Origin of the sequence: Advenella alkanexedens, from assembly GCF_019132845.1 — a bacterium.
Lineage (GTDB): Bacteria > Pseudomonadota > Gammaproteobacteria > Burkholderiales > Burkholderiaceae_B > Advenella > Advenella alkanexedens.
The window spans coordinates 92,402-111,925 of the sequence record NZ_JAHSPR010000005.1; the positions used below are offsets into that span (position 1 = coordinate 92,402).

At 48.3% G+C, this 19,524-nt stretch carries 20 protein-coding genes and 1 tRNA gene; 3 read left to right on the top strand and 18 right to left on the bottom strand.

Features of this window, described 5'->3' with window-relative positions:
• Positions 1-2 precede the first annotated feature (2 nt).
• The 4 genes from dapD to KU392_RS08050 form a co-directional block, all read right to left on the bottom strand.
• On the bottom strand, positions 3-824 hold the full coding sequence (gene dapD / locus KU392_RS08035) for a 2,3,4,5-tetrahydropyridine-2,6-dicarboxylate N-succinyltransferase (RefSeq protein ID WP_169294536.1): 822 nt from the start codon (positions 822-824) through the stop codon (positions 3-5).
• 77 nt (positions 825-901) lie between these two features.
• A complete protein-coding gene (dapC, locus tag KU392_RS08040) occupies positions 902-2,095 on the bottom strand; it encodes a succinyldiaminopimelate transaminase (protein ID WP_217735048.1) in 1,194 nt (397 codons plus the stop codon).
• Between the two features lie 201 nt (positions 2,096-2,296).
• Positions 2,297-2,381: transfer RNA gene (locus KU392_RS08045), tRNA-Leu, on the bottom strand.
• Positions 2,382-2,611: 230 nt separating this feature from the next.
• Positions 2,612-2,809 carry a hypothetical protein gene (locus tag KU392_RS08050; protein WP_169294534.1) on the bottom strand — a complete coding sequence of 66 codons (198 nt, stop codon included), beginning with the start codon at positions 2,807-2,809 and terminating at the stop codon, positions 2,612-2,614.
• Between the two features lie 248 nt (positions 2,810-3,057).
• Here KU392_RS08050 and KU392_RS08055 point away from each other — a divergent pair, with 248 nt between their 5' ends.
• A complete protein-coding gene (locus KU392_RS08055; protein WP_169294533.1) occupies positions 3,058-3,264 on the top strand; it encodes a dodecin in 207 nt (68 codons plus the stop codon).
• Positions 3,265-3,390: 126 nt separating this feature from the next.
• Here KU392_RS08055 and KU392_RS08060 read toward each other — a convergent pair whose 3' ends face one another.
• The 8 genes from KU392_RS08060 to catA form a co-directional block, all read right to left on the bottom strand.
• Positions 3,391-3,633, bottom strand: coding sequence for a DUF2789 domain-containing protein (locus KU392_RS08060; RefSeq protein ID WP_169294532.1), 243 nt, complete (start codon positions 3,631-3,633; stop codon positions 3,391-3,393).
• A 191-nt stretch (positions 3,634-3,824) separates the two neighbouring features.
• Complete coding sequence (locus tag KU392_RS08065) at positions 3,825-5,150, bottom strand: MFS transporter (RefSeq protein ID WP_217735049.1); 1,326 nt, start codon at positions 5,148-5,150, stop codon at positions 3,825-3,827.
• A gap of 125 nt (positions 5,151-5,275) precedes the next feature.
• Positions 5,276-6,511, bottom strand: coding sequence for a benzoate/H(+) symporter BenE family transporter (locus KU392_RS08070; protein WP_217735050.1), 1,236 nt, complete (start codon positions 6,509-6,511; stop codon positions 5,276-5,278).
• Between the two features lie 6 nt (positions 6,512-6,517).
• A complete protein-coding gene (locus tag KU392_RS08075; RefSeq protein ID WP_217735051.1) occupies positions 6,518-7,309 on the bottom strand; it encodes a 1,6-dihydroxycyclohexa-2,4-diene-1-carboxylate dehydrogenase in 792 nt (263 codons plus the stop codon).
• Positions 7,310-7,312: 3 nt separating this feature from the next.
• Positions 7,313-8,329 (bottom strand): benzoate 1,2-dioxygenase electron transfer component BenC, encoded by a 1,017-nt coding sequence (gene benC / locus KU392_RS08080; protein WP_217735052.1) that lies wholly within the window; start codon positions 8,327-8,329, stop codon positions 7,313-7,315.
• Between the two features lie 78 nt (positions 8,330-8,407).
• Positions 8,408-8,899, bottom strand: a complete 492-nt coding sequence (gene benB / locus KU392_RS08085; protein WP_169294527.1) for a benzoate 1,2-dioxygenase small subunit — start codon at positions 8,897-8,899, stop codon at positions 8,408-8,410.
• Positions 8,899-10,254 (bottom strand): benzoate 1,2-dioxygenase large subunit, encoded by a 1,356-nt coding sequence (benA, locus tag KU392_RS08090; protein WP_169294526.1) that lies wholly within the window; start codon positions 10,252-10,254, stop codon positions 8,899-8,901. The genes benB and benA overlap by 1 nt, the downstream gene beginning before the upstream one ends.
• 98 nt (positions 10,255-10,352) lie before the next feature.
• Complete coding sequence (gene catA, locus KU392_RS08095) at positions 10,353-11,273, bottom strand: catechol 1,2-dioxygenase (RefSeq protein WP_169294525.1); 921 nt, start codon at positions 11,271-11,273, stop codon at positions 10,353-10,355.
• A 154-nt stretch (positions 11,274-11,427) separates the two neighbouring features.
• On the opposite strand from catA, the gene KU392_RS08100 reads away from it, so the two are divergent.
• The gene (locus tag KU392_RS08100) at positions 11,428-12,339 is read left to right on the top strand and encodes a LysR family transcriptional regulator (RefSeq protein ID WP_169294524.1); all 912 of its coding nucleotides are present in this window, start codon (positions 11,428-11,430) and stop codon (positions 12,337-12,339) included.
• A 73-nt stretch (positions 12,340-12,412) separates the two neighbouring features.
• On the opposite strand, the gene ehuA is transcribed toward KU392_RS08100, so the two are convergent.
• The 4 genes from ehuA to ehuB are packed head-to-tail and all read right to left on the bottom strand — an operon-like array spanning position 12,413 to position 15,472.
• Complete coding sequence (gene ehuA, locus KU392_RS08105; protein WP_211182326.1) at positions 12,413-13,186, bottom strand: ectoine/hydroxyectoine ABC transporter ATP-binding protein EhuA; 774 nt, start codon at positions 13,184-13,186, stop codon at positions 12,413-12,415.
• On the bottom strand, positions 13,183-13,875 hold the full coding sequence (ehuD, locus tag KU392_RS08110; RefSeq protein WP_169294523.1) for an ectoine/hydroxyectoine ABC transporter permease subunit EhuD: 693 nt from the start codon (positions 13,873-13,875) through the stop codon (positions 13,183-13,185). Before ehuD ends, ehuA begins: the two co-directional genes overlap by 4 nt.
• 1 nt (position 13,876) lies before the next feature.
• Positions 13,877-14,551 carry an ectoine/hydroxyectoine ABC transporter permease subunit EhuC gene (gene ehuC, locus KU392_RS08115; RefSeq protein WP_217735053.1) on the bottom strand — a complete coding sequence of 225 codons (675 nt, stop codon included), beginning with the start codon at positions 14,549-14,551 and terminating at the stop codon, positions 13,877-13,879.
• Positions 14,552-14,608: 57 nt separating this feature from the next.
• Positions 14,609-15,472: an ectoine/hydroxyectoine ABC transporter substrate-binding protein EhuB gene (ehuB, locus tag KU392_RS08120; protein ID WP_169294521.1), complete on the bottom strand. Its 864-nt coding sequence runs from the start codon at positions 15,470-15,472 to the stop codon at positions 14,609-14,611.
• Positions 15,473-16,001: 529 nt separating this feature from the next.
• On the opposite strand from ehuB, the gene trhP reads away from it, so the two are divergent.
• Positions 16,002-17,366 (top strand): prephenate-dependent tRNA uridine(34) hydroxylase TrhP, encoded by a 1,365-nt coding sequence (gene trhP, locus KU392_RS08125; RefSeq protein WP_217735054.1) that lies wholly within the window; start codon positions 16,002-16,004, stop codon positions 17,364-17,366.
• A gap of 103 nt (positions 17,367-17,469) precedes the next feature.
• Here trhP and KU392_RS08130 read toward each other — a convergent pair whose 3' ends face one another.
• Positions 17,470-18,174 (bottom strand): fumarylacetoacetate hydrolase family protein, encoded by a 705-nt coding sequence (locus KU392_RS08130; RefSeq protein ID WP_217735055.1) that lies wholly within the window; start codon positions 18,172-18,174, stop codon positions 17,470-17,472.
• A 111-nt stretch (positions 18,175-18,285) separates the two neighbouring features.
• Positions 18,286-19,494, bottom strand: a complete 1,209-nt coding sequence (locus tag KU392_RS08135) for a 3-hydroxybenzoate 6-monooxygenase (protein ID WP_217735056.1) — start codon at positions 19,492-19,494, stop codon at positions 18,286-18,288.
• Positions 19,495-19,524: the final 30 nt, after the last annotated feature.

Sequence of the window (19,524 nt, forward strand, 5' to 3'; positions counted from 1 at the left end):
AATCAAGCCCTTAGCAAGTCGTTGATACTGGTTTTGGAGCGGGTTTGTGCATCAACCCGTTTTACGATGACTGCGCAGGCAAGGCTGTGTGAGCCATCGGCAGAAGGCAGGGAGCCAGGAACGACCACAGAGCCAGACGGAATGCGACCGTATGTGATTTCACCCGTTTCACGGTTATAAATTTTGGTGCTTTGGGAAAGGAATACACCCATGGCCAGAACCGAATTCTCTTCTACAATGACCCCTTCAACCACTTCCGAGCGGGCACCGATAAAACAGTTGTCTTCAATAATGGTGGGGTTGGCCTGCAAAGGCTCCAGCACACCGCCGATGCCTACGCCACCGCTCAGGTGAACGTTTTTTCCAATTTGGGCGCAGGAGCCAACGGTTGCCCAGGTGTCCACCATGGTGCCTTCATCGACATAAGCACCAATATTTACATATGATGGCATGAGGACTACATTTTTTCCGATAAATGCGCCACGTCTGGCAATGGCCGGTGGCACGACCCGGAAGCCGCCGTTGGCAAAATCCGTGGCGGTATGGTTTTGAAACTTGAGTGGCACCTTGTCATAAAACTGCATGGGTGCGTGATTCATGATTTCATTGTCCTGGATCCGGAAAGATAATAAAACGGCTTGCTTCAACCATTGGTTGACAACCCATTCTGTTTGTTTTTTTTCTGCGACGCGAAGGCTGCCGTTATCCAGACCGGCCAAGGCCGTTTCTATGGCATCTCGCACTTCAGGGCTGACATTTGATGGTGACAGCTCGTTACGGTTTTCCCATGCTTGTTCAATTGTGTTTTGCAATGCGCAGTTCATGATATTTTTCCCGGTGGGGAGGTTGTGTTGGAAAAGGGTGTCGAATAAATGGGTTCACATGCTGATGAGGCGTGCTTTCAACGGTTGTTTTTAATAAAGCGGGCCATCCGTTGCGCACCCTCAAGGCATTGCTCAAGAGGAGCAACCAGGGCAATGCGAATGCGGTTTCTGCCCGGGTTAATGCCATGGGCATCGCGTGCCAGATAGCTGCCTGGTAAAACGGTGACGTGCTCTTGTTCAAATAATTGCAGTGTGAATTCGTCATCGGGCATAGGGGTGCGTGCCCAAAGGTAAAAAGAAGCGTCGGGCATTTTTACGTCCAGGACGTTGGCCAAAATGGGGTACACCGCTTCAAATTTGGCTTTATACCGGGCGCGGTTTTGTGCGACATGCGCCTCATCATTCCAGGCGGCAATACTGGCAGCGCTGAATACCGGACTCATGGCGCTGCCATGATAGGTTCTGTATAGCAGGAATTTTTCCAGCAGGCGGGCATCGCCAGCCACGAAGCCCGAACGCATGCCGGGAACATTGGATCGTTTGGACAGACTGGAAAAACAGACCAGATTGGGGTAGTCGGGGCGTCCTGCCAGTTGGGCTGCCTGCAGGCCGCCTATTGGCTTGTTTTCATCGGAGAAATAAATTTCTGAATAACACTCATCTGAGGCGATGATAAAGCCATAGCGGTCAGACAGTGCAAACAGGGTTTTCCAGTCTTCAAATGGCATGACATTACCCGCGGGGTTGCCGGGAGAGCATACAAATACCAGTTCGGTTTTTTCCCAGACATCCGCCGTGACGCTAGACCAGTTGCTGCCAAAATTTTTGGCGGGGTCTGCATTCAGATAGTAAGGGGTGGCACCCGCGAGCAGGGCTGCTCCTTCGTAGATTTGGTAAAACGGGTTGGGGCAAACAACCAGGCTGTTCGGTCCGCCGTTGATCATGGCTTGCGTGAAGGAAAAAAGTGCCTCGCGTGAACCGGTGCAGGGTAGAACCTGGGTTTCAATATCAGGGGCAGGAATATCGTAGCGACGGGCTATCCAGTTGGCGATAGCCTGGCGTAAAGCCGGATCCCCTTTGGTGGGCGGATAGGAAGACAGGCCGGAAAGATTGTTTTTAATGGCCTCTTCAATCAGCGCTGGGGTAGCGTGTTTGGGCTCGCCAATAGATAGATTGATGTGCGTGTTGTGTGTGGGAGGGGTGGCATTGGCAAGCAATGTCCTGAGTTTTGTGAAGGGATAGGGCTGTAGTAAATCTAGTCTGGCATTCATGTGATTGAAATGTCCGTTTGGGTTGCAAGGTCTTGTTTTTTATTATGCAGGACACATCATTCTATCACTGGATTTGCTTTTGTTTTGTTTGAAAAAATGAATATGGCCTCAAAAAATAGGCAATTTGAAACACGCAGACTAAGGGGGGGCTGACAGTGACGAATGCACTGATAAGGAGAGGGTGTTTTTTATGATTTCTTATGGTGCGAGCGGAGAGACTCGAACTCTCACACCTTTCGGCGCTGGAACCTAAATCCAGTGCGTCTACCAATTCCGCCACGCTCGCAACAAAGAAGAAGTAATATAATTCATTTATCTGGTTTCTGGCAAGATAAAGTACTGAGAATATTGTGAATTTATGAGTTTTATTGATTTTTTGTGGTTAAAAAACAATAAATCACCTTGGTTTTAATGGATCAGGTCTTATTCGAGTTTTATGGTTTCAGATAAAAACCATAATATCCTGCACAAGAAAAATGGTTTTTCGGTATGTGGCATAGGCTAGGCTTGCTAGTGCTAGTCGCCAGTGCTGTCCAGATCCTTAATCAGGTTTTGTTCTTCAAGTAAATCCAGGTATCTTCGGTATTCAGATTGACTCAACCAACTTAAATTGCTTTTGGCCCATTCTTCTGTGTCTGGTTCCTGTTGAGCCTCATTCTCTTGTATTGTGTCTTTTTCATTCAGTTGCTCCTGGTTTTTTATAATGGGCCTCATAGGTGGTTTCTCGGTTTGATTTAGATAAGTTTTATTGGTTTCGTTGGTAATGACAATGCGTGACGGGTATTCGCACGGATATTGCCGCCAGTTTCATTATGAACTTTTATTATAAAAAAGCATGTTAATAAATATCAAATGTTTTCAAAAATTGATATTTGTTATGAAATACGGAAAAGGCTTTTGTTGAATAAATAAGCTTAACGGACTACTATATTCTTAATTCCCATTGTTTAAGGAGAAGTGTGATGAGTGATCATGTATATAAACAAATTGAATTGACGGGATCATCCAAGACAAGTATTGAAGATGCCGTGAGTAATGCCTTGGCAAAAGCCCATGAAACCATCAGGAATATTCAATGGTTTACCGTTACGGAAACGCGGGGGCATGTGGTAGAGGGTAAAGTGGCTCATTGGCAGGTATCCATCAAAGTGGGTTTCACGTTAGAGTAACGGCAGAAGGCCCGCCTGTTAAAATGGGGCAGTTTCCAAAGAAAAGGTCTGGTATAACACCAGACCTTTTTTGTTACCCGTTTGTCGGTCTGGCGGGCAGGTCGACACAATTGAACGAATGGTTTTTCAGTTCAAATTTTCCCGGAGAGCATTGTCAAGTTGATCGATCACTTCAGCCCAGTCGGCATCTTCAATTTTCTCTTCCCTGAGCAAGGCTGCCTGCGCTTCGTTCCAGAATGGGGCATCCTCGAGCAGAATATCGGGAGGCAGTGGAGAATGCTGAACCAGAAAATGGCGTATGCCCGCTTCATCGGACGGCAAACCAAGTTGGGCAAATAATTCCGAAAAACGGTGATATGACTTTTCCATGGTGATCCTTTATGAAGTTTGTCTTTACACGATCTTTTTAATACCTTTTATCGGGTTTGGCAAGCGCAGATGATGGAGATGGCAATGGAAAATCCCGCATGGTTATTGTTTCAAATGCTTGTCATAAACAAAATTGGCCTGATATCAATTCAGGCCAATTTTTCAAACATCCAGGCAATTTTCAGGATGCGTTAAGATTTAACAGCTACTTTTCGGGTTTCGTAAAACTTCAATCCCACCAAGGCAATGGCCAGTGCGGCAATAATACCCGGTACGGCAAAAGCCATGAAATTCTGGTGATGGGGCAGGCTAAGTTGCATCAATACACCGCCCAACATGGGTCCTACAATGGCGCCAATTCTTCCCACACCCGACGCCCAGCCCAGGCCGGTGGAACGGATATGCATGGGATAATATTGCGCCACATAGGTATAAAGCAGGATTTGTGAGCCGATCGTGGCTGCGCCGGCGATCATGACCAGAAAATACAGGAAATAGGTGTTGCTGCGAAAGCCAAGCAGGGTAATGGCGATGGCACCCAAAATGAAGAAGGTGACCAGTACGCTCTTCAGGTTGAATTTATCGGACATGTGGCCGCCCAGGATGGCACCTATCATGCCGCCAATGTTCATGGCAAACAGGAACATCAGACCTGATTTCAAAGGGTAGCCAGCGGTTTGCATTAATTTGGGTAACCAGGAGCCAAGGGCATACACCATGAGTAGGCACATGAAAAAGCTGATCCAGAAAGCAATGGTACTGATTGCCCGTTTTTCACTGAATAAGTCCAGAATGGGTATTTTCCTGGCAACCACTTCCTGGCGGACCAGTTCATATTGATGGGTGGCAACGATTTGAGGATCGATTTTGGCCAGAATCGTTTTAACCTGGTTATCTTTATTGTCCCATAACAGGAAACCCAGTGACTCGGGCAGCAGCTTCATGATCAGTGGCAACAGAAGCAGTGGAATGCAACCCAGATAGAACATAATTTCCCAGCCCCAAGTTGGCACAATCCAGATGCCCAGGCCGGCCGATAACATGCCGCCAACCGCATAGCCGCTAAACATGAGGGCAACCAGTGTGCTACGGATTTTTTTGGGCGCATATTCGGAAATCAGGGCCACGACATTGGGCATTACGCCTCCAATGCCCAGACCCGCGATGAACCGCATCACGGCAAATTGGCCGGGGGTTTGGGCAAAGCCGCAAAGAAATGTAAACAGGCTGAATAAAATGATACAGAGCAGAATCATTTTTTTACGCCCGAATTTATCGGATGCCGTACCCAATGTCATGGCCCCCACCATCATGCCGAACAGGGCAATACTGCCCAGGGAGCCCGCTTCAATCGGCGTCAGTTGCCATTGATCCATCAGGATCGGCAGAACCACACCATAAATAACCAGGTCATAACCATCAAAAATAATGATCAGGGTGCACCAGAATAATACATTCCAGTGAAACGACCTGAATTTTGCCTCGTCAATGACATGGTTTATGTCAACTTTCCTCATTTTCCTTCCTCCTTGTTGATATAACTGCAAATAATTTTTTAAAAGTGGTTACTGAAAAATTTTTTGTTACATTGAGTTTTTTTTATTTCATTAAGCGGTGTTTTAGTGATTGATACTCAGTGTTTTCAGGATGTTTTTTTGTCGGTTAAGGCTGTTTTGCTGTTCATGATGAAAAATGCTAGCAATCCGATAACAATCCCCCAGAAGGCCGAGCCCAGACCCCACATGGACATGCCTGAGGCAGTGGCCAGAAAAGTAATCAGTGAAGCTTCGCGGTGTTTCGTGTCTTCAATAACAATGGTCAGGTTGGCTGTAATGGCGCCAATCAGGGCCAGTCCGGCCAGAATGGTAATCAGTTCCTTGGGCAAGGCCGTGAAGAGCATCACGATGGTGCCCGCGAAAAGCCCGCCGATGAGATAGAAAAGCCCGTTTGAAATGCCAGCGACATACCTTTTACTCGGGTCTTCGTGGGCATCTTTACCGGTGCAGATGGCCGCTGTAATGGCAGCCAGGACAATGGTGATACCACCGGTAAAGGCAACCATTGCAGAGGCCAGGGCAGTAATAACAATAATGGCCTTGGCCGGTACCCGGTATCCCGCCAGATTCAGGATCGTCATGCCAGGCAGGAATTGGCCGGTCAGGCTGACCAGGGTGAGCGGGATGGTAAAGCTCAGGAATGTCGCCAGATCAAACTCGGGCGCAATCAAAACCGGCATGGCCAATTTTGGGGACAAAATGCCCAGGTTGGTTTTGTCCAGTAAAAAGGCAATGGTAAAACCCACAATGGCTACAATGACAATGTTGTAGCGGGGCAGGTAACGCCGGGACAGAATATAGGCCAGAATCATCCCCACGGACAGCAAGGGGGACAGGGCGCTGGCCTCAAAGGCCCGCAGCCCGAACTGCAATAAAATACCGGCAATCATGCCCGCGGCAATGCCATGGGGAATCAGGCGAACCGCCTTGTCAAAGTAGCCGGTAATACCAATGATAAACAGCAGCAGGGCCGAACTCAGGTAAGCACCCACGACCTGGCCCATGGTAATTTCCGGGAAAAGGGATATCAGCAACACCGTGCCGGGGGCTGACCAGGCGGTGACCACAGGTACTTTAAGCCACCAGCTAAGAAAAATACCCGAAATGCCGGCACCGATGGAAATGCCCCAGACCCATGAAACCATCATGTCATTGGAAATATTGCCCATGGAGGCCGCCTGGAAAAATATAACCAGGGGGCCGGCATAGGAAATAAGTACGGCCAGGAATCCGGAAACGATAGCGGAAATTGACCAATCAGTGGTTTTTTGTTTTAAGGGATATTTTTGCCCGGTATGTACCTTGTCTAGCCTGTCATTCATGACGGTTTACCCCATTCCCAGGTCGCCGCCGCCAACAGGCAACACCGTGCCGGTGATGTAGCTGGCTTCATCAGAGGCCAGGAAAAGAATGGCGTTAATCTGTTCCTGTATGGTCCCATAGCGCTTCATCAGGCTGCTTGATACCGTCTGGTCAACAATGGCCTGGTACCAGACTTTCTCCTGTTCTGATAACGGTTTTGGGTTGCGGGGTATTTGACGCGGTGGCGCTTCGGTGCCTCCCGTGGCAATCGCGTTGATGCGAATGTTGTTTTCAGCATGCTCCATGGCAAGGCTCATGGTCATGGCATTGACACCGCCTTTGGCTGCCGCGTAGGGGATGCGATGGATACTGCGCGTGGCAATGGATGAAATGTTCACAATAACACCGCTTTTCTGGCTGATCATGGTGGGCAAAACGGCGCGGCAGCTCCATAGCGTGGGAAACAAAGAACGGTTCACTTCTGCCAGGATTTCGTCGGGCGCATATTCCTGATAGGGTTTGGCCCAGATGGTGCCTCCTACGTTATGAATCGAGACATCAATTTTGCCGTATATCTCAAGGGCACTTTGGGCGACTGCCTGGGCACCTTCCCAGGTTTCCAGGTCAGCCAGTACCGCATGCGCATGACCGTTATTGTTATTAATGCGTTTGGCAACGTCCTGCACCAGCAGGTTGCGGTCTGCCAGAATCACTTTGCCACCTTCAGCGGCAATGGCGCAGGCCACGCCTTCACCAATGCCCTGGGCAGCGCCAGTAACAATGACAACCTTGTTTTCAAAGCGTGCATTCCGGTTCATGAATCATGCCTCGCTGGGTGAAAATTTTTCATAATGGAAGTTTTTGGGTGTCAGATTTTCCTGTTCCAGCCAGCCGCGCACGGCTTCCACCATGGGTACCGGGCCGCACAGGTAAATATCAACATCCCCTTCATTCAGCCATTCTTTTTCGATATGCTGTGTGACATACCCTTTTCTTGGGTGCCGGCTTTCTTCAGCCACGACACAGGTTGTATAGTTGAACCAGTCGTGTTTTTCACTCAGGCGATCCAGTTTTTCAAGTTCTACCAGGTCTTCATCATAGGTGACGCCAAAAACCAGGTTGATTGGATAATGGCAACCGGATACTTCCAGACTGTCAAGCATGGACAGGAAAGGGGCAATACCGGTACCACCCGCCAGGAACAGGGCAGGGCGCACGACCGGGCGCAGGTAAAAACTGCCATACGGGCCGGTAAACGAAATGGGCTGGCCAACCTGGGCCTGGGTGGTCAGGTACGTGCTCATTTTGCCTTGGGGTACATTGCGTACGACAAAGCTGCTGTTCTTGTCCATAGGGGCCGAGCTGAATGAATACGAACGGGTCAGGTCCGTGCCGGGAATCTGGACGTTGACATATTGGCCGGGCAAGTAAATCAGGTTTTCCGGGTTGGGAAGATGAATGCTGAAGGCAATCGTTGAATCGGAAACTTTTTCAAGCGAAGAAAGCGTGCCTTCAAAACGGGTGACGCCTGTCTTGCAGGCTTCAGAGGAGGCGTTAATCTTGACCACACAGTCGGAAGTAGGTCGCATCTGGCAGGTCAGGACAAACCCTTGCTCCGCTTCTTCTTCAGTCAGAGCATCTTCAATATAAAGTTCTGCCGGCATGTCGTAATTGCCTGATTCGCAGAAGCTGCGGCATGTGCCACAAGCGCCGTCGCGGCAATCCAATGGAATGTTCAGCTTTTGGCGATATGCGGCATCTGCCACGGTTTCGCCTGATTTACAGCTAATGAAGCGGGTTATACCATCTTCAAACTGCAGTGCAATAGTATGCTCCACAACATTTCTCCTGGGTTTTGGGATAGATGAATAAAATGCTTTCGGGCAAGCCTGTCCTTAGCCGGACAGGCACCGAATTTAAATGTGATAAATATCAATCAGCTGGTTGATGTAATCGTTTTTCAGAACCACATATTTGCGTTTTATGAGGGGTTCGGCATTGGAAAAATCAATCGTGTAACGGGACATGCCAAAATAACTGTAGCAGGTTTTGTAACGAAAGCTCAGTGTATGCCAGTTGAACCGGACGGTCACCACCTTGCCTTCCTGTGATTCAATTTCCAGGTTGGAAATATTGTGGCTGGTACGGGTATCAGGCAATGTGGCGCTGGAACGCTCTGTCTTGATCCTGAAAACACGGTCTTCCAGTCCACCCCTGTCAGGGTAGTAAATCAGGGAGATTTCCTGCTCGGGATTGGTGGTCAGGGTATCGTTATCGTCCCAGGCGGGCATCCAGAATTGCGCATCCTGGTCATAGCAGTTTAACCACTCATCCCATTGTGCATCATCAAGCAGGCGTGCTTCTTTGTACAGGAATTGCTGTATGGTTTCGTAAGGAATAGCGCTCATTAATTTTTCTCCTGTTGCTGTGCAAGAGCTTTTTTCATGACTTCTGACCAATATCTGTGCTGAACGGTATAAAGGCCTTCATCTTCGGTTTTCAGGCCGCTCAGGACCGGTTTCAGTCCCAGGGTTTCGGCTGCCTCATCGGGGCCATCGATCCAGTGTACGGAACCGCGGCTCATGTCATTCCACTCCATGGCAATGCCGTTATAGCCAGCCTGGCAGGAGCGGAACTCTTCCAGGTCATCGGGGGTGGCCATTCCGCTGGCATTGAAAAAGTCTTCATATTGGCGGATGCGACGGGCCCTGGCTTCCTTGTTTTCACCCTTGGGGGCAATGCAGTAAATGGTGACTTCGGTTTTGTCAACGGACAGGGGGCGCAATACCCGGATTTGTGAACCGAACTGGTCCATCAGGTAAACGTTGGGGTATAGGCACAGGTTGCGTGAACGTTCAATCATCCATTTGGCTTTTTCTTCACCAAAATTCTTGATGTAGTCTTCTTTTTTGGGGAAATTGGGGCGGTCTTCAGGGTTGGCCCACTGTGTCCACAAAAGCATATGACCATAATCAAAAGCGTAGAAACCACCGCCTTGCTGACCCCATTTTCCGGCGCTCATGGCCCGGATTTTGTCTTCCTGGGCTTCTTTTTCCTTGCGCTGGTTGGTGGTTGCCGCATAATTCCAGTGAACCGCTGTTACATGGTAGCCATCGGCGCCATTCTCGGCTGTCAGTTTCCAGTTGCCTTCATAGGTATAGGTTGAAGAGCCTTTGAGCACTTCAAGGCCTTCTGGCGACTGGTCTACAATCATGTCAATGATTTTTGCCGCCTCACCCAGGAATTCTTCAAGGGGCACGACGTCTTCGTTCAGGCTGCCAAACAGAAAGCCACGATAGTTCTCAAAACGGGCCACTTTTTTCAGGTCATGTGAGCCGTCCTTGTTGAAGCATTCCGGGTAACCGGCCTCAACAGGATCCTTTACTTTCAGCAGTTTGCCACTGTTGTTGAATGTCCAGCCGTGAAACTGGCAGGTATAGGTTGCCTTGTTGCCGCGTTTGAAACGGCACAATTGCGCACCCCGGTGCGAACAGGCATTAATGAAGGCGTTCAGTTCCCCCTGACGGTTGCGGGCAATAATTATGGGCTGGCGTCCCATATAAGTGGTGTAATAATCATTGATTTCCGGAATCTGGCTTTCATGGGCGAGGTAAATCCAGTTACCTTCGAATATGTGTTTCATTTCCAGTTCAAACAACTCCTGATTGGTGAAGATGCTTCGGTGGACGCGATAGTCGCCTTTTTCCTTGTCTTCAATCAGTAAATTGTCGATATTTATCTGGGTTTCCAGTGCTGCAGTCATCAGCTTTCTCCATTTTTAAGCAAAAATCTGGCTTGCCTGCGGCCAGGGGCGGCAGGCAATTGGAATTGAATGGGGGGTGTGGGCAGGAAAGCCGGGTGTCAGGCTGCAGCCCTGCGGCGCTCAACAACGGAAGAGGGGGCTTCCTGGATGTCTTTCAACAAATGAATATCAAAGACGATGTTTTTGTAGGGACGTTCAAGGCCGTTTTGTTTAATCAGGTCTGGATCGGTGATTTCATTAACAGGTGGAACCAGGCCTTCGCGGCTGGCAAAAGCAAAATCGTCCCACAGATATTCATCACCATCGATATTGATCTGGGTTGTCAGTTTGCGATGCCCGGGAGCCGAGATGAAATAATGGATATGGGCGGGACGATTGCCGTGACGGCCAAGCATATCGAGTAACGCCTGGGTGGTGCCTTCAGGAGGACAGGCATAGCCGACGGGCATGATACTTTGTGCCTTGTAGTGGCCATTGGCGTCGGTGTAGATGGTACGGCGCAAATTGAAAGCGGATTGGGACTTGTCAAAATAGGAATAACAGCCATTGGTATTGGCATGCCAGATTTCAACTTTGGCATTTTGCAGGGGTTTGCCGTCTGCATCATAAACCGTACCTTCGATGATCAACGGGTCAGCCTTGTCGCTTTCGGTGCCATCATCCATACGGGTAAATCCTATACTCTCGGGGGCACCGGCAACATATAATGGACCTTCAATAGTCCTGGGTGTTCCGCCAGTCAGGCCCAGTCTTGCTTCCGCTTCATCAGACCGAATGTCAATAAAGCGCTCCAGGCCCAGGCCTGCGGCCAGCAAGCCCAACTCATTGGCTTTTCCGGCATCCGTCAGGTATTCAATGCCTTTCCAGATTTCAGCAGGCTGAAGGTCAAGATCTTCAATGGCCTTGAAAAGATCGCCCAGCAAACGGACAACAACGGTTTGTACGCGATGGTTGACATCGCCTTCTGCCTTGTCCTGAATGAAGGTTTTAACCAGTTGATCTATTTGAGCGTGGTTCATGTTATCTCCTTTGACAAATCCAGTTAACTTTAAATTTAAATCAATATCTGTTATTTTGGTGGTGGTTTTTATTATTTTGACGTAAGGTTAATCTTGATCGGTTAGCTTGTCTAAGACTGTTTCAGTATGTTTTTCATACTTTAAAGGTATTGAGTTGGAATTAAGACATTTGCGCTATTTTGTTGCGGTTGCCGAGGAGAAGAATTTCACTCGCGCAGCTGAAAAACTTTTTATTGCCCAGCCGCCATTAAGCCGGCAAATCCAGCAGCTGGAAGAAGAGCTGGGCGTCAAGCTGTTTGAAAGGGGAGTCCGGCCCTTGAAAACAACCATGGCAGGGGAATTTTTTTATGAGCATGCCAAACAATTGCTGGTGCAGGTCAATGAGCTGAAACTCATGACCCAAAGGTTGGGCAATGTCAATGAAAGCCTGAGGGTGGCCTATGTGGCTTCGACACTGTATGGCAAACTGCCGCAAATCATCAATATTTTCCGGCAACGATACGGCAATATAGCGCTGGAGCTGTTTGAAATGACCACCATGGAGCAGATACATGCCCTGAAAGAAGGTGACATTGATATTGGTTTCGGGCGTCTTTACCTGCAGGATCCGAGTGTTCGGCGTATTGTTTTAAGAAAGGAGCCGTTGGTATTGGCCGTTCCGTTCAATCATCGGTTTATTGGCAGGAAAGAAATCACGCTTGATCAAATTGTCAGTGAAAAAATCATTATCTATCCCCAAAAGCCAAGGCCCAGTTTTGCCGATCAGGTACTGGAAATATTCAAGTTCATTGGCTTGCAACCAGAAAGGCTGTTTGAGGCCAGGGAATTGCATATAGCCATGGGCCTGGTTGCCGCCGGAGAAGGGGTTTCACTGGTCCCTGAAGGTCTTGCCAGGGTCAATGTACAGGATATCGCATTTATTCCCATTGTGGATGACCATGCGTTTTCTCCCATTATGATGAGCACCCGGACCAAGGATAAATCTGACAATATCAGGAATATGCTGAATATTATTTATGATATTTATGACCAGGAGAAAATCGCTTATATCCGTCGCAAAATATAAACGGGTATGCCTTGCTGGCATACCCGCTCCGGTTAGTTGATGTTTTTTAGGTATGAATCAGGCCAGAGAAATTTCAGGCTTGAATGAAAGACTTGAGAAAAGCCTGCGTCCTTTCCTCTTTGGGTGAAGTGAAAACCTCTTCCGGGGGGCCTTCTTCCACAATATTCCCCTTGTCAATAAAGCAGATCCGGTCGGATATTTGCCTTGCAAACTGCATTTCATGGGTTACCAGTAACATGGTTAAATCATGCTTTTCGGCCAGGCGCTGAATAACACCCAGTACTTCACCAACCAGTTCAGGGTCCAGGGCAGAGGTGGGTTCATCAAACAGCATGATATTGGGGCGGGTGGCCAGCGCCCGCGCAATCGCCACCCGCTGTTGCTGTCCACCGGAAAGCTGGGAGGGGAACTTGTCTGCGTGTTCGCTTAAGCCAACCAGGTCCAAATATTCATCAGCCAGCTCATTGGCTTCTTTGTGGGATAACTTGTGAACATGGATAGGCGCTTCGGTAATGTTGCGCCTGACCGTCATATGCGGAAAAAGATTGAACTGCTGGAAAACCATGCTCATTTCCTTGCGCATCTGCCTGAGGTGATGCTCGCTGGCGGGAACTGTTTGGCCATTTTTGTATTCATGCCATAATGGTTTGCCGGCAACGTGAATGATACCATCATCAATGGTTTCAAGTGTCATGAGGATGCGCAAAATGGTTGACTTGCCAGACCCCGATGGACCGATGATGGTCACTTTTTCATTTTTGGCGACTTCAAAATTCAATTTGTCCAATATCGTGACATCGCCGAATTTTTTGGTCACATTTTCAAATTTGATGATGGCATCGTTCATTTCAATGGAATTCCTTCTTTTGGCAGGCGTTTGTCCAGATACCGGATGCCTGCCGAAGCCAGCAGGGTTAGCAACAGGTAAATAATGCCAACCATGGAAAGCGGTATGAGATAGTTAAAGGTACGGTCGCCAATAATCCTGGCCACATTCAGTATTTCCAGAATGGCAATAACTGAAAGGACCGGCACGTCTTTCATGATGGAAACCAGGTAATTGCCCAGCGCCGGGATAATGCGGGGGATGGCTTGCGGCAAAATGATAAACATGAAAGTGTGTAGGGGCGTGAAATCCAGCACCCGTGAGGCTTCGGTCTGGCCATGTGGGATGGATTCCAGGCCGGCCCGGTAAACTTCAGAAGTATAGGCGCTGTATTGCAGGCCCAGGGCCAGGGCGCCTGTCATGAAAGCCGGCAAAATAATGCCGTATTCGGGTAATACATAATATAAGAAAAACAACTGAACCAGCAGGGGTGTGTCCCTGATGAATTCGGTAATGAAATATGCGGGCCAGGAAATAATGCGTAACCGGGCCCCCTTGAGTGCGGCAAGTACCAGGCCCAGTATCAAAGCCACTAAAAAACCAACCAGTGTGGCCTGTATGGTAACCACCAGACCCTTAAAAAGGATGGGCAGGATAGACCAGGCAAAAACCCAATTGTTGGTGGTATCCCACTCTATGCCAAATAACATGTTAAATTTTCCTTGTGCGCCAGCGGCTTGCGTAGCGTTCAAGTATTTTCATCATGGCACTTAAGACCAAGGCCATGCCAAAATACATGAACAGCAAGAGGGTGTAAATGGAAGTGCTGTCCTGGGTATAGTTGCGCAACTGTTCGGCCCTGAAGGTCATGTCGCCCAGGCTGATCAGCGAGACCAGGGCCGTGTCTTTCAGGTTCTGGATGGCAAGATTGCCGAAACTGGGCATCATTTCAGGAATGGCCTGGGGCAATACAATACGCCACAAGGTTTGCTTTGGGGTAAAGTCCAATGCCTTGGCGGCCTCGTATTGATTTTCGGGAACCGCCTGAATGGCGCCACGTACTACCTCGGCACCGTAGGCGCCAATGTTAAGCCCCAGGGCGATGGTGCCGGCCAGTAAGGGTGGCATGCGTAAATCCACCCCTATTGCCTGTCCCAGGATGGGTAAGGCAAAGTAAAGCCAGAATAACTGCACCAGCAAAGAAGTGCCACGGAAAAACTCAATAAAGCAAATAGATAACCACCGGATGGCGCGATTTATTGACAGTTTGCCAATGCCCGCCATAAAGGCAACCACGCCACCCAAAATGGTGGAATAAAAGGTTAACTGTACAGTAACCCATGCACCATCAAGTAAAGGGTCTACATACGATAACAGGTTATCCATGCTGCTTACCTTGATTTATTCCTGTGTAATACTTGCTACCCATAACTGCGGTGTGGATTACTTTGCACATAGTTGTGCGGTTGTTTTTTTAGGTGATTCCTGAATATCGGTTTCGCTGAAACCGTAGCCGGACAGAATGTTTTTCCATTCGTCGGTTTTCTTGATTTCAAGCAGTTCTTTGTTGACGGCATCACGCAAATCGGCAGAGGCAAGCGAGAAAGTGAAACCGCCCCAGCTTCTGACCGGATTGCCATTAACCACAGGATCTGTAAAACCGCTGGCTGCTTCAACACGATCGCTTTTGGAGGCCAGTTCACTAACGGTCAGGCTGGTTGCGGCATAAGCGGCAGCACGTCCGGTAGCAATGGTGGAAATGGCATCAGCATTATTGGCGATGGTCACCATTCTGCTGTCATCCACTTTAAGAGCCTGCATCATTTCAAGCTGGTCGGCACCTGCCATGATGGCCACTTTGAGCTTGCTGTCGGTAAAATCCTCATATTTATGAAGATTCTCCGGGTTGCCTTTGGCAACCAGCAGGCCTTCGCCATACGAACTGTTGGGTTCTGAAAAATGCACTTCGGTACAGCGCTGGGGCAAAATGGCCATTTCCGCGGCCACCATATCAAAGCGGTCTGCTTTCAGGCCAGGAATAAGAGAGCCAAAATTGGTGGTAACCCAGCGAATTTCCTTAATGCCCAGTTTTTCCATGATCAGTTTTGCCACATCAGGACCAGCCCCTTTTGCTTCATTGTCGGGTGTCATGTAGCCGTAAGGAATTTCATTGGCTACGGCAATGCGGATGTAACCGTTATCCTGGATTTCCTTGAGGGTTGCTGCATTACTTGAAGCAGAGAATAATAAAGCGGTGGCGGTAAAAGATAATGTGGATATAAATGAAATACGGGATGTTTTCATCATGGTCTCCTGTTTTTTAAATTTAATATTTTTTATTTAAAATAATTACGATCCACAGGAAAGTATATATTTGAAATAAAAAATAATATGAATGAACTCTTTTTTAGAGTAACAGAAAAGCATGGCTGATGAGCGTCTTAGGATGTTATGTATCCTGACTATATGTAACAAATAACTACAAAAGAAACAATGGTTACAACTTTTTTTCAAAAAATAAATATATAAATCAATCACTTAAGTGCTTACAAAAAAATCACCCGAAGTGTTGGGTAATATGCACATTAATTATTCTTTACTGCCACTTATATCAAAAACAATATAATAAATTTTTAATTTTGATTGAATTTATTTGCTTTTTCTGATTGGTCAAATAAAATAACGGCTATATCTTTATTGATTATTTTTATTAATTAAACTGTTTTGCCTTAATGAATATTAGTGTTCATAAAACGACTAATAATATATATGGCACATGTGTTCATGGGATTAATTTCCACACATGGCAAATACACTACTACACTTGTCTAGAATCATGAAATCTCCCGAATTATTACTGCCTGCCGGTGGTCTTGAGCGCATGCGCGCTGCTTTTGATTTTGGCGCCGATGCCGTTTATGCCGGTCAACCCCGTTATTCATTGCGGGCGCGCAATAATGAGTTTGTACGTATCGCCAAAATGCAGGAAGCGATTGATGAGGCGAATGCCCGCGGCAAAAAATTTTATGTCGCCAGCAATATCCTGCCGCACAATTCCAAACTGAAAACCTATCTGGACGATATGGTGCCGGTTATGGAAATGAACCCGGATGCCATTATTATGGCTGACCCCGGCCTTATCATGAAGGTAAAGGAACGCTGGCCCGATGCGGTCATTCATTTGTCTGTCCAGGCCAATACCACCAACTATTGGGGTGTGCAATTCTGGCAGAAAGTAGGGGTGGAGCGCATTATTCTGTCACGCGAACTGTCGCTTGACGAGATTGCCGAAATACGTCAGGAATGCCCGGATATGGAGCTTGAAGTGTTTGTGCATGGTGCCTTGTGCATTGCCTACTCGGGCCGGTGTCTGCTGTCTGGTTACTTCAATCACCGTGACCCCAATCAGGGAACCTGTACCAATGCCTGCCGTTGGGACTATAAGGTCCATAATGCGGCCCAAAGCGATGCCGGCGATGCGCAACTGTTAAGCGGCTTTAATTTCCAGCAGTCAAAGGAAGAGGCAGACGCCAGTTTTGCCTCTTGTGGCGGGGCGAAACGGCATCCATTGGCAGACCAGGTATATTTAATTGAAGAAGCCAATCGTCCGGGCCAGTTAATGCCCATTATGGAGGATGAGCATGGTACCTATATCATGAACTCCAAGGATTTGCGTGCGCTTGAGCAGATCGAAAAACTGGTGAAAATCGGGGTGGACTCCCTGAAAGTGGAAGGCCGGACCAAATCAATTTATTACGTTGCCCGTGTTGCGCAAACGTATCGCAAGGCGATTGATGATGCGGTTGCCGGTCGTCCTTTCAACCCCGAATTGCTGGCAGACCTGGACGGCCTGGCCAATCGGGGGTATACGCCTGGATTCCTGGAGCTGCATCAAACCCAGGATTACCAGAATTACCTGCACGGTTACTCCATTTCCAAACAAAGCCAGTTTGCCGGTCTGGTGACCGAAGTGGATGAAAATGGCTGGGCCACGATTGATGTGAAGAACAAGTTTTCGGTGGGTGATACCCTTGAGATTATTCATCCGGATGGCAACCAGCTGATTCGCCTGGATACCATGCGAAATAATGGTGAGGCCATTGAGGTGGCACCGGGCAATGGCATTTTTGTGCAAATACCCAATATGCTAGGCAAGGAAAAAGCCTTGCTGGCAAGAATCATCAATCCAGCCGGTGAATAAAATCACTTAAACTGAACCCGGTTCTTGATTCGTACCGGGCTCAGTGTGCAGGCATAATACGATGTATGACACGACGCGTTATGCCTGTAGCTGTCAAACCTTATTACTTGACAGCAACGGTAATGGATTTCAGGCCTTCAATGCTGGCAACCATGGTGTCACCGGCAACAACAGCGCCTACGCCTTCCGGTGTACCTGTCATGATCAGGTCGCCTTCTTTCAGTTCAAACAGGGTGGACAGATTTGCAATGGTTTCAGAAACCGACCAGATTAAATGGGTGATATTGCTTTTCTGGGTGGTTTTGCCATTAACGGTCAGGTAGATTTCACCACTGTTCAAATCACCGGTTTTGGCAATCGGCGTAATTTCACCAATAGGTGCGGAGTAATCAAAAGCCTTGCCAATTTCCCATGGGCGGCCTGCCTCACGCATTTTCATTTGCAGGTCACGACGGGTCATGTCAAGCCCAACTGCATAGCCAAAAATATGTTTGGCGGCATCTTCAACAGAGATGTTTTTGCCGCCTTTGCCAATTGCCACAACCAGTTCAATTTCATGGTGGTAATTACTGGTTTGCACAGGGTAAGGAATGTCTACGGTTTTACCATCTGCGACAGGCACGACAGATTCTGCATCATTGGGCTTGCAGAAGAAAAAAGGTGGTTCACGATCTGGATCAAAGCCCATTTCACGGGCATGGGCGGCATAGTTGCGTCCTACGCAGTAAATACGGCGTACAGGAAATAGATCTTCAGAATCGGTAACGGGGATACCGACAGTTTTCATCGGTTCAAATACGTAAGACATGTTAAGTTCCTTCCTTGTTAATGTCTGGTTTTTTCAGGGTATACAGTTTACAGGGTAAGCCTTACTCCAAAGGCTTACCCTGTTGTTTTTCATTACTGAAAATGCCTGTTTTCAGTCTGCGGAATAGTTTTTCGCTGCATCAAGGCAGTTGGAAACATTCCAGCCATACAGCCACTCCATGGCATCGTAGAACCGTTCGGTAGAACGGCCACGCCATAGATCATTGCGAATCAGTCGCTGGACACCTTCGGCATGATAAAGGCGTCCCATTTCACGGGATGACAAGACAATGCGTGCGGTTCTGGCAACACGCGCACGCTGGTACAAATCGAAGGCCTTTTCAATATCATTGTCACAGGTACGCAGTGCCTCACCCAGGGTAACGGCATCTTCCATGGCCATGCAGGCACCTTGTGCCATGTATTGCGTGGTGGGATGAGCGGCATCGCCAAGCAGCGTGGCACGACCGTGAGTCCAGTTGCTGATGGGATCGCGATCTGCGGTAGACCAGCGCTTCCATGATTTGGGCAAGGAAAGCAACTGTTTGGCCTTTGGACAGATATTGGTAAAGTAGCTTAAGACTTCTTCACGGCTGCCATCCTTGACGCCCCAGACTTCCTGCTCGCGACTGTGGAAGGTTACCACAACGTTGTATTGTTCACCGCCTCGCAAGGGATAATGAACCAGGTGGCCTTTGGGGGCGGCCCATAAACTGGCGGCATTCCAGCGCAGGTTTTCAGGAAAGTCTTCTTTGTCAACAACGGCACGATAAACCACATGACCGGTAACGAGTGCGGGGTCACCCACATATTTCTCACGGACGACAGACTTTCCGCCATCAGCGGCAATAAGGGCAATGCCGGTATATGTATTGCCATTGGTGTCGGTGACCGTAACGGTTTTACCGTCCTGTTCGATGCCTTCGATACGCGTGTTGGTATGGATTTGAACCTCACCGGTTTCCTGTGCACCTTCAACCAGGGAAGCGTGGATGTCAGCACGATGGATGACGGCATAAGGGTTGCCAAAACGCTTGCGGAAGTTTTCATCAGTGGGGATTTTGCCAATCACGTACTCGTCTAACGCATCGTGCATGACCATGTAGTCTGTATAGACGGCACGTGAACGGGCTTTGTCTCCGATGCCCAGTGCATCAAAGGCATGAAAGGCGTTGGGGCCCAATTGGATGCCCGCTCCGATTTCACCAATTTCTGGTGCCTGTTCAAACAGTTTTACCTTGAATCCCTGTCGAACCAATGCCAGCGCAGCGGCAAAGCCTCCAATACCACCGCCAGAGATCAGAATAGGTAATTGTTCCATTTTTGTTTCCTCATTTAAATATATTTCTTG

Bases quoted from the DNA above. Each gene is read 5' to 3' on its own strand.
- dapD (WP_169294536.1), bottom strand. From the start codon at position 824: ATGAACTGCGCATTGCAAAACACAATTGAACAAGCATGGGAAAACCGT.
- dapC (WP_217735048.1), bottom strand. From the start codon at position 2,095: ATGAATGCCAGACTAGATTTACTACAGCCCTATCCCTTCACAAAACTC.
- KU392_RS08050 (WP_169294534.1), bottom strand. From the start codon at position 2,809: ATGAGGCCCATTATAAAAAACCAGGAGCAACTGAATGAAAAAGACACA.
- KU392_RS08055 (WP_169294533.1), top strand. From the start codon at position 3,058: ATGAGTGATCATGTATATAAACAAATTGAATTGACGGGATCATCCAAG.
- KU392_RS08060 (WP_169294532.1), bottom strand. From the start codon at position 3,633: ATGGAAAAGTCATATCACCGTTTTTCGGAATTATTTGCCCAACTTGGT.
- KU392_RS08065 (WP_217735049.1), bottom strand. From the start codon at position 5,150: ATGAGGAAAGTTGACATAAACCATGTCATTGACGAGGCAAAATTCAGG.
- KU392_RS08070 (WP_217735050.1), bottom strand. From the start codon at position 6,511: ATGAATGACAGGCTAGACAAGGTACATACCGGGCAAAAATATCCCTTA.
- KU392_RS08075 (WP_217735051.1), bottom strand. From the start codon at position 7,309: ATGAACCGGAATGCACGCTTTGAAAACAAGGTTGTCATTGTTACTGGC.
- benB (WP_169294527.1), bottom strand. From the start codon at position 8,899: ATGAGCGCTATTCCTTACGAAACCATACAGCAATTCCTGTACAAAGAA.
- benA (WP_169294526.1), bottom strand. From the start codon at position 10,254: ATGACTGCAGCACTGGAAACCCAGATAAATATCGACAATTTACTGATT.
- catA (WP_169294525.1), bottom strand. From the start codon at position 11,273: ATGAACCACGCTCAAATAGATCAACTGGTTAAAACCTTCATTCAGGAC.
- ehuA (WP_211182326.1), bottom strand. From the start codon at position 13,186: ATGAACGATGCCATCATCAAATTTGAAAATGTGACCAAAAAATTCGGC.
- ehuD (WP_169294523.1), bottom strand. From the start codon at position 13,875: ATGTTATTTGGCATAGAGTGGGATACCACCAACAATTGGGTTTTTGCC.
- ehuC (WP_217735053.1), bottom strand. From the start codon at position 14,551: ATGGATAACCTGTTATCGTATGTAGACCCTTTACTTGATGGTGCATGG.
- ehuB (WP_169294521.1), bottom strand. From the start codon at position 15,472: ATGATGAAAACATCCCGTATTTCATTTATATCCACATTATCTTTTACC.
- trhP (WP_217735054.1), top strand. From the start codon at position 16,002: ATGAAATCTCCCGAATTATTACTGCCTGCCGGTGGTCTTGAGCGCATG.
- KU392_RS08130 (WP_217735055.1), bottom strand. From the start codon at position 18,174: ATGTCTTACGTATTTGAACCGATGAAAACTGTCGGTATCCCCGTTACC.
- KU392_RS08135 (WP_217735056.1), bottom strand. From the start codon at position 19,494: ATGGAACAATTACCTATTCTGATCTCTGGCGGTGGTATTGGAGGCTTT.